General features: G+C 66.1%; 13 protein-coding genes. 1 reads left to right on the forward strand and 12 read right to left on the reverse strand.

Annotation, left to right across the window (positions count from 1 at the left end):
• Positions 1-130: 130 nt before the first annotated feature.
• The 11 genes from lpxA to pyrH form a co-directional block, all read right to left on the reverse strand.
• The gene (gene lpxA / locus M2650_RS00635; protein WP_249469942.1) at positions 131-916 is read right to left on the reverse strand and encodes an acyl-ACP--UDP-N-acetylglucosamine O-acyltransferase; all 786 of its coding nucleotides are present in this window, start codon (positions 914-916) and stop codon (positions 131-133) included.
• A gap of 1 nt (position 917) precedes the next feature.
• Positions 918-1373, reverse strand: a complete 456-nt coding sequence (fabZ, locus tag M2650_RS00640; protein WP_249469944.1) for a 3-hydroxyacyl-ACP dehydratase FabZ — start codon at positions 1371-1373, stop codon at positions 918-920.
• Positions 1370-2386 (reverse strand): UDP-3-O-(3-hydroxymyristoyl)glucosamine N-acyltransferase, encoded by a 1017-nt coding sequence (lpxD, locus tag M2650_RS00645; protein ID WP_249469946.1) that lies wholly within the window; start codon positions 2384-2386, stop codon positions 1370-1372. Before lpxD ends, fabZ begins: the two co-directional genes overlap by 4 nt.
• Before the next feature lie 89 nt (positions 2387-2475).
• Positions 2476-4905 (reverse strand): outer membrane protein assembly factor BamA, encoded by a 2430-nt coding sequence (bamA, locus tag M2650_RS00650; protein WP_249469948.1) that lies wholly within the window; start codon positions 4903-4905, stop codon positions 2476-2478.
• Between the two features lie 82 nt (positions 4906-4987).
• Positions 4988-6346, reverse strand: a complete 1359-nt coding sequence (gene rseP / locus M2650_RS00655; RefSeq protein WP_249469950.1) for an RIP metalloprotease RseP — start codon at positions 6344-6346, stop codon at positions 4988-4990.
• Entirely contained in the window at positions 6343-7539 is a 1197-nt protein-coding gene (locus M2650_RS00660; protein ID WP_249469952.1) for a 1-deoxy-D-xylulose-5-phosphate reductoisomerase, read from the reverse strand. Before M2650_RS00660 ends, rseP begins: the two co-directional genes overlap by 4 nt.
• A 9-nt stretch (positions 7540-7548) precedes the next feature.
• Entirely contained in the window at positions 7549-8385 is an 837-nt protein-coding gene (locus tag M2650_RS00665) for a phosphatidate cytidylyltransferase (RefSeq protein ID WP_249469954.1), read from the reverse strand.
• Positions 8382-9113, reverse strand: coding sequence for a polyprenyl diphosphate synthase (uppS, locus tag M2650_RS00670; protein ID WP_425602523.1), 732 nt, complete (start codon positions 9111-9113; stop codon positions 8382-8384). The genes M2650_RS00665 and uppS overlap by 4 nt, the downstream gene beginning before the upstream one ends.
• Before the next feature lie 135 nt (positions 9114-9248).
• The gene (frr, locus tag M2650_RS00675) at positions 9249-9806 is read right to left on the reverse strand and encodes a ribosome recycling factor (RefSeq protein ID WP_249469956.1); all 558 of its coding nucleotides are present in this window, start codon (positions 9804-9806) and stop codon (positions 9249-9251) included.
• Between the two features lie 147 nt (positions 9807-9953).
• Complete coding sequence (locus M2650_RS00680) at positions 9954-10856, reverse strand: cation diffusion facilitator family transporter (protein WP_249469958.1); 903 nt, start codon at positions 10854-10856, stop codon at positions 9954-9956.
• A 148-nt stretch (positions 10857-11004) separates the two neighbouring features.
• On the reverse strand, positions 11005-11727 hold the full coding sequence (gene pyrH, locus M2650_RS00685) for a UMP kinase (RefSeq protein ID WP_249469960.1): 723 nt from the start codon (positions 11725-11727) through the stop codon (positions 11005-11007).
• Between the two features lie 115 nt (positions 11728-11842).
• Between pyrH and M2650_RS00690 the strand changes: the two genes are divergently transcribed.
• Positions 11843-12538 (forward strand): AIM24 family protein, encoded by a 696-nt coding sequence (locus tag M2650_RS00690; protein ID WP_249469963.1) that lies wholly within the window; start codon positions 11843-11845, stop codon positions 12536-12538.
• A gap of 824 nt (positions 12539-13362) precedes the next feature.
• On the opposite strand, the gene tsf is transcribed toward M2650_RS00690, so the two are convergent.
• Positions 13363-14235, reverse strand: coding sequence for a translation elongation factor Ts (tsf, locus tag M2650_RS00695; protein ID WP_249469965.1), 873 nt, complete (start codon positions 14233-14235; stop codon positions 13363-13365).
• Between the last annotated feature and the right edge of the window lie 106 nt (positions 14236-14341).

Genomic DNA, 14341 nt, shown 5'->3' on the forward strand with positions numbered 1-14341 from the left:
GAGGGGTTGGCGGAGATTTGCTCTTGCTCTCGATCTTCGTAAGAGCGGCTTCAGCCGCGAGCTTTTCCACGCACGACAGGGCTGGCCAAGAGCTCGCGGCTGAAGCCGCTCTTACGGAGATTGGAGCGGATCAGCGCAGCAACGGTCGCTCGCCTCGCTCGATGAACTCCGAAAACGCGCGTACGTCTTCGCTCTCTCGCGCCATGTCGGCCAACTGCTTGCGCGCATCGGCCAGATTGGCGCCGGACATGTACAAGGTGCGGTAGGCGCGCTTGATCGCCGCGATCCGCTCGCCGTCGAAGCCGCGGCGCTTGAGGCCCTCGCTGTTGATGCCGCGCGGCCGGCCGTACTCGTCCGCGGCCACCATCACGAACGGCGGCACGTCGCCGTTCACCAGTGCGCCCATGCCGATGAAGGCGTGCGCGCCGATGCGGCAGAACTGGTGGATGCCGGCGAAGCCGCTGAGGATCACGTAATCGCCGATTTCGACGTGGCCGGCCAGCGTGGAATTGTTGGAGAAGATGCAGAAGTTGCCGACGATGCAGTCGTGGGCGACGTGGCTGTAGGCCAGTATCCAGTTGTCGTCGCCGATCCGGGTCGTGCCGCCGCCGTCGCCGGTGCCGCGGTTGAGGGTGACGAATTCGCGGATGGTGTTGCGGTCGCCGACGATCAGTTCGGTGCGTTCGCCCTTGAACTTCTTGTCCTGCGGCTCGCCGCCGATCGCGGCGTGGCCGACGATGCGGTTGTCGCGACCGATCCGCGTCGGCCCGTGCACGCTGCAGTGCGGTCCGATACGCGTGCCGTCGCCTATCTCCACTTCAGGGCCGATGACGGTGAAGGCGCCGATGCTGACGTCGCGGCCGATGCGTGCGCCGGGATCGACCGCGGCGCTGGGGTGGATGGAAGCGTCGGCCACGTCAGTCCTTGACCTCGGCGCAGAGGATCTCGGCGCAGGCGGCCTGTTCGCCGTCCACGCGCGCGATGCCCTGGTACATGGCCATGTTGCGGATCGTGCGCTTGAGCGTGACTTCCAGTTCCAGGCGGTCGCCGGGCACCACCATCTTGGAGAACTTGGCGTTGTCGATCTTGACCAGATAGAACAACTTTCCGTCCGCGCTGGTGCCGTGCGACAGCTGCGAGAGCAGTCCGCCGGCTTGCGCCAGCGCCTCGATCACCAATACGCCCGGCATCACCGGATGGCCCGGGAAATGGCCTTGGAAGAAAGGCTCGTTCATGGTCACGCTCTTGTACGCCAGCACGCGTTTGAACGGTTCCAGTTCGACCACTCGGTCGACCAGCAGGAACGGGTAGCGATGCGGCAGCAGCTTCTGGATGCCGACGGCGTCGAGGGGCAGGGCGGGGGAAGCGCTCATCCTTTTTCCTTGTTGCTTGCCTGGACCTGCCGGGCGATCGAATCGAGTTGCTTGAAACGCGCCGCGTTCTTGCGCCAGCTGCGATTGTCCATCAACGGCGTGCCGGACGAGTATTCGCCCGGTTCGCGGATCGAGTGGGTGACCAGGCTCATTGCGGTCACCATCACCCGGTCGCATATTTCCAGGTGTCCGAGGATGCCCGCGGCGCCGCCGATCAGGCAGTAGCGGCCGATGGTGGCGCTGCCGGCGACCGCCGCGCAGCCGGCCATGGCGGTGTGAGCGCCGATGCGGACGTTGTGGCCGATCTGGATCTGGTTGTCCAGGCGCACGTCTTCTTCGAGCACGGTATCGTCGATGGCGCCGCGATCGATGGTGGTATTGGCCCCGATCTCGCAGTCGTCGCCGATGTCCACCCCGCCCAACTGCGGGACCTTCATCCAATGGCCGTGTTCCATCGCCAGGCCGAAGCCGTCGGCGCCGAGCACCGCGCCCGGGTGCACCAGCACGCGTTTGCCCAGTTTCACCCGGACCACCAGCGTGACGCGCGCGACCAGCTCGCAGTCGGCGCCGATATGGCAGTCCTCGCCGATCACGCACCCGGAGCCGACGACGGCGCCTGCGGCGACGGTGCTGCGTGCGCCGATCGACACGAACGCGCCCACCGAAGCCCCCGGATCGATCGTGGCCGAAGGATCGATGCTGGCGCTGGGATGGATGCCGGGCGCCGCGGCGCGGCGCGTTTCGAACAAGGAGGCGATCTTGACGAAGGCGGCGTAAGGATCGTCGGCGATCAGGGCCGTCACCGGGCTGCCGGCCGCATCGGCCTCGCGCAGGACCACGGCCGCGGCCGGTGTGCCGGCCAGCATCGGGCGGTAGCGCGGATTGGCCAGGAAGGCGAGTTTGCCCGCGCCGCCGCCGGCCAGCGTGGCCACGCCGTCGATGCGCGTCGCGCCGTCGCCCTGCAGGCGCAGCCCGAAACGTTCGGCCAGGTTGGCGACGGTATAGCTGTTCATCCGGCTATGTTGCCAGAGCCCGCCGGAGCAGGCACGTTTTCACGTGCCTGCGGGGCGGGAATCGGCACCACGAACGGCGCGAAAAACGCTTACAGGCCGCCCGAGAAGGTGAACTGCAGACGTTCGGTTTCGTCGGCCGGGAAGCCGGTGATCGGATCGGCGGGCTTGTCGCGCAGCGGGAACGCGTAGCTGATCGAGATCGGGCCCATCGGCGAGCGCCACAACAGCGCGATGCCCGTCGATGCGCGCAACTCGCTGGCGTCGAAACTGTCGACGTCGCGGTACACGTTGCCGAAGTCGAGGAACGCGGAGATGCGCGCCGCGTTGCTGTCGAACAGCTTCGGGAAATACAGCTCGAGCGAGCCGACGGTCTTCACCGAACCGCCGATCGGCTGCGGAAAGCCCGTGCCGAAGAAGCTGCGCGCGCGCGGGCCCAAGGTGTTGTCGGTATAGCCGCGCACGCGGCCTTGCGAGCTCACGCCGCCTGCGTAGAAGTTCTCGAAGAACGGCAGGCCGGTGGCCGTGACCACGCGCCCGCCGGGCAGGGTACGGGTGAAGTCGTCGCCGTAGCTGTCGCCGTAGCCCAGGTCCAGGCGGGTATTGAGGATCAGCGATTGGCTGATCGGCCAGAACTTGGAGAAGTCGTACTCGATCTTGTAGTACTCGACCGTCGAACCCGGCAGCGTGGCTTCCAGCACGATCCGCTGCGATGTGCCCGAGCTGGGGAAGATCGCGTTGTTGCGCGTGTCGCGGGCGAATCCGATCTGCGCGCGCCAGGCGTGGAAGGTGCTATGGCCGACCGCGTCCACGTAGTCGATGATTTCCTGCGGCGTGCTGCCGAAGACCCTGTCCACCAGGATTTCGTTGCTGTCGATGCCCAGCAGCCCGGACACCGAATCGTATTCTGTGATCGGCAGGCTGACGATCGCCTGAGCGGCGCCGCTCTTGGACGAATACTGCGCGACGTTGAAGTCGGAGTAGTCGAATTCGCGCCACCACAGGTTGTAGCCCAGCGCCATGCCGTTGTCGCTGAAGTACGGGTTCATGAACGAGAAGTCGTAGCGGTCCTGGTAGGAGCTGCGCTGCGCGGCCACCGACACCCGGTTGCCGTTGCCCAGGAAGTTGCTTTCGGTCAATTGGATCGAGGTGGTGATGCCGCTCAACTGCGAATAGCCCACGCCGAACAGGAAACTGCCCGAGGTGGTTTCCTTGACGTTGACGACCACGTCGACCTGGTCGCTGCTGCCAGGCACTTCGGGCGTCTCGATGTCCACGGTCTCGAAGTAGCCGAGCTGCTGCAGGCGGATCTTGGAGCGGTCGATCGCGGCCTGCGAATACCAGGCGCCTTCGAACTGGCGCATCTGCCGGCGCAGCACTTCGTCGGCGGTGCGGGTGTTGCCCTTGAACACGATGCGGCGCACGTTGACGCGCGGGCCGGGCACGATCTGCATGTCGATGCCGACGGTGCGGTTCTCACGGTTCACGTCCGGCACCGGATTGACCTGCGCGAACGCGTAGCCGATGTTGCCGAGCACCGAGGTGATGGAATCGGTAGTGGCCTGCAGCACGCGCCGCGAGAAGATCTGGCCGGGCTTGACGTACACCATCTTGTCGATCTGCTCGCGCGGCAGCACGGTGTCGCCGCTGACCTTCACGTCGGAAATCTTGTACTGCTCGCCTTCGGTGATGCCGGCGGTGACGAACATGTCGCGCTTGTCCGGGCTGATCGACACCTGCGCCGAATCGCGGCTGAAATCGACGTAGCCGCGGTCCAGGTACCACTGGTCGAGCTTCTCGAAATCGCCGTCGAGCTTTTCGCGCGAATACTGGTCGTCGCGCTTGTACCAGCTCAGCCAGTTGTGCTCGCGCGATTCCCAGCTCTCGCGGATGTCCTCTTCGGGGAACAGCTCGTTGCCGATCAGGTTGATGTGGCGGATCTTGGCGGCCTTGCCTTCCTTGATCGCCACGGTCACGTCGACGCGGTTGCGGTCGAGCTTGCTGACCGTGGGGGTGACTTCGACGTTGTACTTGCCGCGGTTGTTGTACTGCCGCACCAGCTCCTTGGTGACGCCGTCCAGGTCCATGCGGTCGAAGGTTTCGCCTTCGGCCAGGCCGATGTCCTTCAGGCCCTTCATCAGGTCTTCGGTCTTGATGTCCTTGTTGCCGGTGAAGGTCAACTTGTTGATCGCCGGGCGCTCGACCACGGTCACCACCAGGATGCCGTCCTGGCGGCCGAGGCTGACGTCTTCGAAGAAGCCGGTCTTGTACAGGGCGCGGATCGCCGCGGCGCTGCGCGCCTGGTCGATGGTGTCGCCGCGTTCGATCGGCAGGTAGGTGAACACGGTGCCGGCCGAAATGCGCTGCAGGCCGTCGATGCGGATGTCGGTGACGGTGAAGGCGTCTGCGCTCTGCGGGACCGGCGACGTTTGCGGCGTCGCGGAGAATTGCGCCCAGGCGGGCGCGGACAGCGCCGAGGCGAGGGCGAGGGCAAGCAGGCGGCGAGTGGGGCTTCGCGTCATCGTTACGTCCGTTGAGGGGATCGAAGGGCCGGATGGCCAGTGCGACGGCGGTTATTCGCTACGAAAACGCGGATAACGGCCATCAGCGCACCAGACCCAGAATGTCATTGTAGAACGCCAGTCCCATCAGGCTGGCCAGCAAGGCCAGGCCGACGTACTGGCCGGCGGCCATGGCGCGTTCGCTTAGCGGACTGCCCTTGACCAACTCTATAAGGTAATACAGCAGGTGCCCGCCGTCCAAAACCGGGATCGGCAGCAGGTTGATGATGGCCAGACTGAGCGACAACAGGGCCAGAAAGTTCAAAAACCAGGCCGGCCCCAGTTGCGCGGACGCGTTGGCGTAGCGGGCGATGGTGATCGGGCCGGATACGTTTTCGACCGAGGCGCGGCCGCCGAGCAGACGGCCGATCATTGCGAAGGAGTCCGTGGTCAGTTTCCAGGTCTCGCTGAACGCCGCCGGTATGGCCGCCAGCGGGCCGTAGCGGAGCTTGGCGTCGTAGGCCGGCATCTGCTGCGTTTTCGGCGGCGCGACACCCAGGGCCCAGTAGGCCTTGCCGTCGGGATCGGTGCTTCGCGCAGGCTTGAGTTCCAGCGCGAGCCGTTCGCCGTCGCGCTGCACCTCGACCATGCCCGTGCCGCCGCGGTCGCCCAGTTTCTGCACCAGCGGACGGATGTCGTCGAAAGCGACGATCGCCGTGCCGTCGATAGCGGTCAGGCGATCGCCCTCGGCGAGCACGCCATAGGCCGGCGTGCCGGGCGCGATCTGGCCGACGACGGGTGGCATCAGACGATGGCGCGGCGTCATTCCTGCCAATTGCACGGCCCGCGGTTCTTCGAACGAAGCGGGCAGCTTGGACAGGTCGAGCTTGCGCACGACTTGATCGCCGTCGGCCTCGCGCACCTGCACGTCGACCGGCGCGCGGTCCAGCGCCGCGGTGGTCAGCGCCATCGCCGCCTCGCTCCAGGTCGGCGTATCGCGCTCGCCGACCTTCAGCAGCGTGTCGCCGGCGCGGAAACCCGATTGCGCTGCGATGCCTTCCACGAAGCCCAAAGTGGGTGAGTAGTCGTTGCGGCCGATCACGAACATCGCCCAGAGCAACGCAACGCAAAGCAGCAGATTGGCGAGCGGTCCCGCTGCGACGATCGCGATCCGCTGCCACACGTTCTTGCGGTTGAACGCGCCGTCCAGGTCGGCCGCGGGCACATCGGCTTCGCGTTCGTCGAGCATCTTGACGTAGCCGCCGAGCGGTATCGCCGCGATCCGGTATTCGGTGCCGTCGCGGCCGTAGCGCGACCATAGCGCGTTGCCGAAGCCCACCGAGAACCGCAGCACTTTCACGCCGCAGCGGCGCGCCACCCAGAAGTGGCCGAACTCATGGAAGGTCACCAGCACGCCGATGCTGACGATCAACCACCAAACCGAGCCCAGCAAGTCGCTCATGCGCCGATCGTCATCGTGGCCGCCACCTTCGACGCGATCCGCCGCGCTTGCGCATCGGCATCCAGCAGCGTGTCCAGCGTATCGGCGGTTTGCGGAGGGAGCGCGGCGAGAACCTCCTCGACCAGCGCAGGTATGGCTAGGAAACCCACCCGGCCCTGAAGAAAGGCTGAAACGGCGATTTCGTTGGCGGCGTTCAGCACCGCCGGCGCGGTGCCGCCGGCGCGCAATGCGCGAAACGCCAGCGCCAGGCAGGGGAAGGCGTCCAGGTCCGGCGCCTCGAAATCCAGCCGTCGCTGCGTCAGCAGGTCCAACCGCTCGACGCCCGATTCGATCCGCTGCGGCCAGGCCAGGCCGACCGCGAGCGCGGTGCGCATGTCGGGCAGGCCCAGCTGAGCCAGCGTGGAGCCGTCGACGAATTCGACCAGCGAATGCACCAGGCTCTGCGGATGCACCAGCACCTCGATGCGGTCCGGCGGCATGCCGAACAGGTGATGCGCTTCGATCACCTCCAGGCCCTTGTTCATCAGCGTGGCCGAATCGGCGGAAATCTTAGGGCCCATCGACCAGCGCGGATGCGCCACCGCCTGCGCCGGCGTGACCGCCGCCAGGTCCTCGCGGCACCAGCCGCGGAATGGGCCGCCCGAGGCGGTCAGCACGATGCGCCGCAACGTTTCCCGGTTCGCCTCGTCGGGCAGGCATTGGAAGATCGCGTTGTGCTCGCTGTCGATCGGGATGATGCGCGCGCCGGATTCGCGCGCCGCCCGCATCAAAAGCTCGCCGGCGAGCACCAGCGATTCCTTGTTGGCCAGCAGCAGGCGCTTGCCGGCGCGCGCGGCGGCGAGCGTCGACGACAGCCCGGCTGCGCCGACGATCGCGGCGATCACCGTGTCGCAGTCGTCGCCCGCGGCCAGCGCGTCGATGGCTTCGTTGCCTGCGTGGGCCTGCGTGTCCAGTCCGGCCGCGCTCAGGCCGTCGCGCAGCGCGGCGTAGCGCGACGTTTCGGCGATCACCGCATGCGTGGGACGATGGCGCACGCACAGCGCGAGCAGCGCGTCCACGTTGCTGCCGCCGGCGAGCACGGTGGCGCGCAGGCGGTCGGGGTGGCGTGCGATCACGTCCAGCGCCGAAGTGCCGATGGAACCGGTGGCGCCGAGGACGGCGACGTTGCGCAGGGCAGTGGAGTCGTTGAACATCGCGTCGACTCAGAAGCCCAGCCAGGCCTTCCCCAGCGCGAATACGGGCAGGGCCGCCAACACGCCGTCGAGGCGGTCGAGGATGCCGCCATGCCCGGGCAGCAGGTTGCTGGAGTCTTTGGCGCCGACGTGGCGCTTGAGCAGGCTTTCGTACAGATCGCCGATCACCGAAGCGCCGATGGCCAGCACGACGATCAGCGCCACCGCCGGCAATTGCGCGACTTGCGCGCCGGCGAACAGCGCGCCGGCGATGCCGACCGCCAGGCCGGCGGCCAAGCCGCCGAACAGGCCTTCGACCGTTTTGTTCGGGCTGATGCGCGGGCTGAGCTTGCGCTTGCCGAACTGGCGGCCGACGAAATAAGCGCCGCTGTCGGCGGCCCACACGACCACCAGCGCGACCAGCAGCCAACGGTGGCCGTTGGGCTGGCCGGCGTGGATCAGCGCCAGCGCGCACCAGGCCGGCACCACCGCCAGCGTGCCTGCGGCCAGCTTGAACATGCGCGCATGCGTGTCGTGGTCGGAGGCGAACGAATAATGCTTCAGCCATAGCGCGGCCAGCAGCCACCAGATCACGCCGACCACGGTGGCCAGTTGGAACAGGACCAGCGAGCCGCCCGTCGACGAGCGCGAAGCCCAGACCAAGGCCACCATCAAGAGCAGGTTGACCAGCAGCAGCACGGTGCGCGACAGCGTGTCGTCGATCTCGGCCAGGCGGAACCATTCCCACAGGCCGGCCAGGAACACCACCGCGGTCAGCGCGACCAGCCAGGGGGTCTGCAGCAGCAAGATCGCAGCGACCGCCAGCGGGGTCAGGATCAGGGCGGTCAAGGTGCGGACTTTGGTCATTCGGCGCTCGGGTCGGAAGGGGCTGCCACTTGCGCCCCGGTCAGGCCGAAACGGCGCTCGCGTTGGGCGTAATCGTCCAGCGCGCGGCGCAGTGTCGCCGCATCCAGCTCTGGCCACAACGTCTCGGTGAACCACAGCTCGGTATAGGCCAGTTGCCAGAGCAGGAAATTGCTGATGCGGTGATCCCCGCCGGTACGGATGAACAAGTCCGGCAGCGGCAGGTCGGCCAGCGCCACCCGGGCGGCCATGGCGGCCTCGTCGATATCCTGCGGGCGCAGCTTGCCGTCGGCCACATCCTGGGCCAGGGCACGCGCTGCGGCGGCGATGTCCTGGCGGCCGCCGTAGCTGGCCGCGATCGACAGCGTCAACCGGCGGTTGCTGCGGGTGGACGCTTCGGCCGCCGCCATCTTGTCCTGGATCGCCGGCGCGAAGCGCTCGCGTTCGCCGATGAAGCGGATGCGCACGCCGCGACGCCCCAATTCCTCCACTTCGCGCTCGAGCGCGTTGAGGAAGAGTTTCATCAGCGCGCCGACTTCTTCTTCGGGCCGGCCCCAGTTCTCGCTGGAGAACGCGAACAGCGTCAGCGCCTCGATGCCATGGTCCAGGCAGAAGTCGATGCACAGGTTCACGGAACGGGCGCCGGCGCGGTGGCCGATTACGCGCGGCCGCTTGCGACGCTCGGCCCAGCGGCCGTTGCCGTCCATGATCACGGCGAGGTGGCGCGGCAGGCCGGGATTCGGGATTCGGGATTCGGGATTCGGAAAAGCGGATCCGACCGGGTTTGGCGGTTCAGTAGGCTGCATCGGGTCGCGTCGAAGGTTGCTGGATCGAATCCCTAATCTCTAATCTCCAATCCCGGCCCTTCAAACCGCCATCAGCTCCTGTTCCTTGGCCTTGACCACCTCGTCGACATCCTTGATCGCCTTGTCGGTCAGCTTCTGGATCTCGTCCTCGCTGCGGCGTTCGTCGTCCTCGGTGATCTTCTTGTCTTTCAACAGGTCCTTGACTTGCTGGTTGGCGTCGCGGCGGATGTTGCGGATCGCCACCTTGGCGTTCTCGCCCTCGGCGTGGACGTGCTTGGACAGATCCCTGCGGCGCTCCTCGGTGAGCGCCGGCAGGTTGATGCGGATCGTCGTGCCGGCGGTATTGGGCGTCAGGCCCAGATCGGAAGCGAGGATGGCCTTTTCCACCGGGCCCACCATCTGCTTTTCGTACGGGCTGATGGTCAGCGTGCGCGCATCGCTGACGGCGATGCTGGCGACCTGCGACAAGGGGGTGTCCGAGCCGTAATAGTTGACCTTCAGATGGTCGACCAGCGCGGCCGAGGCGCGGCCGGTGCGGACCTTGGTCAGGTCGTGGCGCAGGGCCTCGACGCTCTTGGCCATACGGGCCTGCGTGTCCTTCTTGATGTCGTTGATCATGCCGGCTCCGTAGCGATTGCCTAATCGCGAGATTATAGGCGATGGCCGGCCTCTGGCCCTTGTGGGAGCGGCTTCAGCCGCGAGCTCTTTGTCAAAATTATGGCGTTCGGGCGAAAGCTCGCGGCTGAAGCCGCTCCCACAAGAGCCTTAATGGGCGTGCGGGGCGCGGTCGTGCAGGTCGTGTTCGCAGGCCTTGCCGTGCTCGATCTGGAGGGTCGGGTGGTTGATCCCGAAACGGTGGTCCAGGGCATGGTTGAGGCGGTCGATGAAGCCGTCGTGGTCGCCGTCGTCCGGGCGCACCAGATGCGCCGTCATGGCGATCTCGCCGGCGCCCAGCGACCAGATATGCAGATGATGCACCGCACTAACGCCGGGCTGCGAGGCCAGGAAGGCGCTGACCTCGGCGTGGTCGATGTCGCGCGGCACCGCGTCCATGGCCGCGTTGAAAGCGTCGCGCAGCAGGCCGAAAGCGCCCGCGGCGACCACCGCGCCGACCAGCAGCGCGGTCAGCGGATCCAGCCAGGCCCAGCCCAGGGCGAGCATGCCGATGCCGGCCAGCACCGCGGCCAGCGACACTGCGGCGTCGGCGATCAGGTGCAGAAAGGCGCCGCGGCGATTCAGGTCCTGGGCGTGTCCGTCGCGCACGAACCATGCGGCGCCAAGATTGACTGCGATGCCGATCGCCGCCACCACCACCACCGGCAGCGCCGGGATCTGCGGCGGCGCGCTGAAGCGCCGCACCGCCTCCCAGCTCAGCGCGCCGGCGAAGGCGACCAGCAGCAGCGCATTGGCCAGCGGCGATAACAACGTGGCGCGTCGATAGCCGTAGGTATGGCGTTCGGTCGGCGGCCTCTTGGCGATGACCGCCGCACCCCAGGCCAGGCCCAGGCCGAGCACGTCGCCCAGGTTGTGCAACGCGTCGGACAGCAGCGCCAGCGAATTGGTGGCGAAGCCGTAACCGGCTTCCAGCGCCGTGTACGCCAGGTTGATCAGCGTGACCGCAGCGAAGGCGCGGGTGCTGGAGTCGTGCGAGTGGCCGTGTGAATGCATGTGCTTATCCTGCCATCGGCCGGATGCGGACACTATTTCACCCGCATTTGCTCTTCGTAGGAGCGGCTTTAGCCGCGAGCTCTTTCCCGCACGTTCGCGCGAGCGTATCGGAAGAGCTCGCGGCTAAAGCCGCTCTACAAAAAACGGGTCAGTCGCGGCCTTGCACCAGCGTGCCGATCTGCTCGCCGCGCAGCACCCGCAGCAGCACGCCTGGCTGGCCCATGTCGAAGATGCGCAGCGGCAGGTCGCTGTCGCGGCACAGCGCGAAGGCGGCGGTATCCATCACGTTGAGGTCGCGCGAGATCACCTGGTCGTAGGTGAGGCTGTCGAAGCGCTTGGCGTTCGGGTTCTTCTTCGGATCGGCGTCGTACACGCCGTCCACCTTGGTTGCTTTCAGCAGCAGGTCGGCGCCAATTTCGATCGCGCGCAGCGCGGCACCCGAGTCGGTGGTGAAGAACGGGTTGCCGGTGCCCGCCGCGAAGATCGCGATGCGGCCTTTCTCCAGGTGCCGGATCGCGCGGCGGCGGATGTAGTCCTCGCAGACGTCGTTGATCTTGATCGCGCTCATCACCCGCACTTTGGCGCCGAGCTTCTCCAGCGCATCCTGCATGGCCAGCGCGTTGATCACGGTGGCCAGCATGCCCATCTGGTCGCCGGTGACGCGGTCCATGCCGGCGGCGGCCAAACCGGCGCCGCGGAAGATGTTGCCGCCGCCGATCACCAGCGCGATCTCGGCCCCGGCCTCGCGCGCTTCGATCACTTCGCGCGCCAGGCGCCCGATCACTTTGGGGTCGATGCCGTAATCCTCGTCGCCCATCAGGGCCTCGCCGGACAGTTTCAACAAGACGCGGCGATAGGCGAGTGGCGACATGGGCGGCTCCGGGCATGCAAACGCGTCGATTCTAGCCGAATCGGCGCCGTCGACCGTCATTTCCGCGCAGCGGCGCCGGTATACCATCGCGCCTCATCCATCGGAGGAGTCGGCAATGGCGGTGCAGTCCCTGCAGGAATTCCTGGCGGCGTCCAAGGAAAAGGACGTGAGCTCGGAGGCGTTCGAGCTCGAGAATCCGCATCTCCTCGAAGTACGCGTCGACGGCTTGGTCTGGGCCAAGAGCGGGGCGATGGTGGCACGCAAGGGCGGCGTGAAGTTCACCCGCCAGGGCGTGCTGGAGCAGGGCCTGGGCAATCTGCTGAAGAAAGCGGTGAGCGGCGAGGGCATGCAGCTGATGAAGATGGAAGGCCAGGGCCGCGTCTATCTGGCCGACGAGGGCAAGAAAATCACGCTGCTGCGCCTGGCCGGCGAGTCGATCTTCGTCAACGGCAACGATGTGCTGGCGTTCGAGGCGGGCATCGAGAACAAAATCACGATGATGCGCAAGGCGGCCGGCATGCTGTCCGGCGGCTTGTTCAACGTGCGCCTCAGCGGCAGCGGCATCGTCGCGATCACCTCGCACTACCAGCCGCTCACCCTGCCGGTGAACGCGCAGAGCGGGCCGGTGTTCACCGATCCGAACGCCACCGTCGCCTGGTCGGGCGGGCTGTCGCCGGAAATCGTGACCGACATTTCGTTCGGCACGCTGCTGGGGCGCGGTTCGGGCGAGAGCATCCAGCTCAAGTTCGCCGGCGAGGGTTGGGTAGTGGTGCAGCCTTATGAGGAAGTCGTGCTGCAGGCGAAGGAATAGCCCGCTTTTTGGCTTCGTAGAGCGGGGCTAGCCCTGCTGTTGCCTTGAAGCCGTCATCCCGGCGAAAGCCGGGATCCAGCGCTTTGGCATGTCTCCCCTCTTGAAAAATGAGGGGTCGGTGGAGATTTGCACTTGCTCTTGTAAAGCGGAGCTTGCTCCGCTGCCTTTGCGGTTGGGTTTGTCGGCTCTGCCGGCCTTTCAGGCCGGGGTTTCGTCCGCTAAAAACGCGGCCGAGTTACTTTCTTTATTGTGGGGCCCAAAAAGAGAAGTAACCAAAGAAAAAGGGCCTTTGGAAGGGATCCCGGCGATGGGGTTACCCCGTGTGCTTGGCCACCGCTCGCCGGCCCTCGGGATTCCTCCGTCGCTTCGACATTCAGATTCGGGGCGATCGATCAGAACGCCTCCTTAGCGCAACTCCGCAAAAGCCACGTCACCCATAGGCTACGAATCAAAATCTAGTACCTGCGTAAGAAGGTCACCCACGACGAAAGCTTAGGCCGCTGGCGGACTTCAGGTGCGACGCATCGCACCGCAGTTCAGGCCCTTTCTTGGGTTACTTTCTTTGGGCCAGCAAAGAAAGTGACCCGGGCGCAGCCCGGAAGCTTTTTTCCATGGCGCGAGTCGCAGCGCCACTGGCCAGGTCGCGGGCCTGGATCCCGGCCTTCGCCGGGATGACGGCTGAGGGGCAAGAGCAGCGAGCAGCGGGGCAAGCCCCGCTTTACAGGGCCGGAGACAAATCGCAGGCATCGGCTTGAAAGCGATCCGTTAAAAAGAAAAAGCCGCGGTTGGCCGCGGCTTTTTCATGGCTTCCGGTGAAGAGAGAATTACGCCAGACCCGCCTGCTTCATCACTTCGGCGGCGAAGTCGTCTTCCTTCTTCTCGATGCCTTCGCCCACGGCCAGGCGCACGAAGCTCAACACTTCGGCGTTGCCGGCGGCTTTTAGCGCGGCCTCGACAGTCTGATCGGTGTTCAGCACATACGGCTGGCCGGTCAGGGTGATCTCGCTGATGGTCTTGGCGACTTTGCCCGAGATCATTTTTTCGAGGATCTCGGCAGGCTTGCCCGAATCCTTGACCTGGGCCAACGCGATTTCCTTCTCGCGCGCGACGAACTCGGCCGGCACGTGCGCCGGCGAGATGTGCGGCGGATTCATCGCCGCGATGTGCATCGCCAGGCCGCGGGCGAGGTCGGCATTGCCGCCCTTGACCTCGACCAGCACGCCGATGCGGCCGCCATGCACGTAGGCGCCGATGGTGTTCGCGCTTTCCATGCGCGCCATGCGGCGCACCTGCACGTTCTCGCCGACCTTGGCGATCAGCGCGGTGCGGGCGGCATCCACGGTCTCGCCCGAAACGATCGTCGCGGTCTTCAACGCCTCGACGTCCTTCGCGTTCAGCGCGGCCTGGGCCACGGCGTCGGTGAAGGCCAGGAAGTTGGCGTCCTTGGCGACGAAGTCGGTTTCGGAATTGATCTCGGCCAGCACGGCCTTGCCGTCGGCCTGGGCCATCGCGATGCGGCCTTCGGCGGCGACGCGGTCGGCCTTCTTGTCGGCCTTGGCCAGGCCGGTCTTGCGCAGCCAGTCGGCGGCGGCTTCGATGTCGCCGTTGTTTTCGGTGAGCGCCTTCTTGCACTCCATCATGCCGGCGCCGGTGCGCTCGCGCAGTTCCTTGACCAGGGATGCGGTGATTTCTGCCATGGGTGTTACCTCGGTGATCTCAAAAAGTATCGTCATCCCGGCGAAAGCCGGGATCCAGGCTAGGACGCTTGCAACCGTGCGAAGAACCAAGTCACTGGATTCCCGC

The sequence above is a fragment of the Luteimonas galliterrae genome (assembly GCF_023374055.1).
GTDB classification, from domain to species: Bacteria; Pseudomonadota; Gammaproteobacteria; order Xanthomonadales; family Xanthomonadaceae; genus Luteimonas_C; species Luteimonas_C galliterrae.

Excerpts from the sequence above, each read along its gene's own strand:
- M2650_RS00665 (WP_249469954.1), bottom strand. The coding sequence starts at position 8,385 with ATGACCAAAGTCCGCACCTTGACCGCCCTGATCCTGACCCCGCTGGCG.
- lpxD (WP_249469946.1), bottom strand. The coding sequence starts at position 2,386 with ATGAACAGCTATACCGTCGCCAACCTGGCCGAACGTTTCGGGCTGCGC.
- fabZ (WP_249469944.1), bottom strand. The coding sequence starts at position 1,373 with ATGAGCGCTTCCCCCGCCCTGCCCCTCGACGCCGTCGGCATCCAGAAG.
- M2650_RS00660 (WP_249469952.1), bottom strand. The coding sequence starts at position 7,539 with ATGTTCAACGACTCCACTGCCCTGCGCAACGTCGCCGTCCTCGGCGCC.
- tsf (WP_249469965.1), bottom strand. The coding sequence starts at position 14,235 with ATGGCAGAAATCACCGCATCCCTGGTCAAGGAACTGCGCGAGCGCACC.
- rseP (WP_249469950.1), bottom strand. The coding sequence starts at position 6,346 with ATGAGCGACTTGCTGGGCTCGGTTTGGTGGTTGATCGTCAGCATCGGC.
- bamA (WP_249469948.1), bottom strand. The coding sequence starts at position 4,905 with ATGACGCGAAGCCCCACTCGCCGCCTGCTTGCCCTCGCCCTCGCCTCG.
- frr (WP_249469956.1), bottom strand. The coding sequence starts at position 9,806 with ATGATCAACGACATCAAGAAGGACACGCAGGCCCGTATGGCCAAGAGC.
- M2650_RS00690 (WP_249469963.1), top strand. The coding sequence starts at position 11,843 with ATGGCGGTGCAGTCCCTGCAGGAATTCCTGGCGGCGTCCAAGGAAAAG.
- pyrH (WP_249469960.1), bottom strand. The coding sequence starts at position 11,727 with ATGTCGCCACTCGCCTATCGCCGCGTCTTGTTGAAACTGTCCGGCGAG.
- M2650_RS00680 (WP_249469958.1), bottom strand. The coding sequence starts at position 10,856 with ATGCATTCACACGGCCACTCGCACGACTCCAGCACCCGCGCCTTCGCT.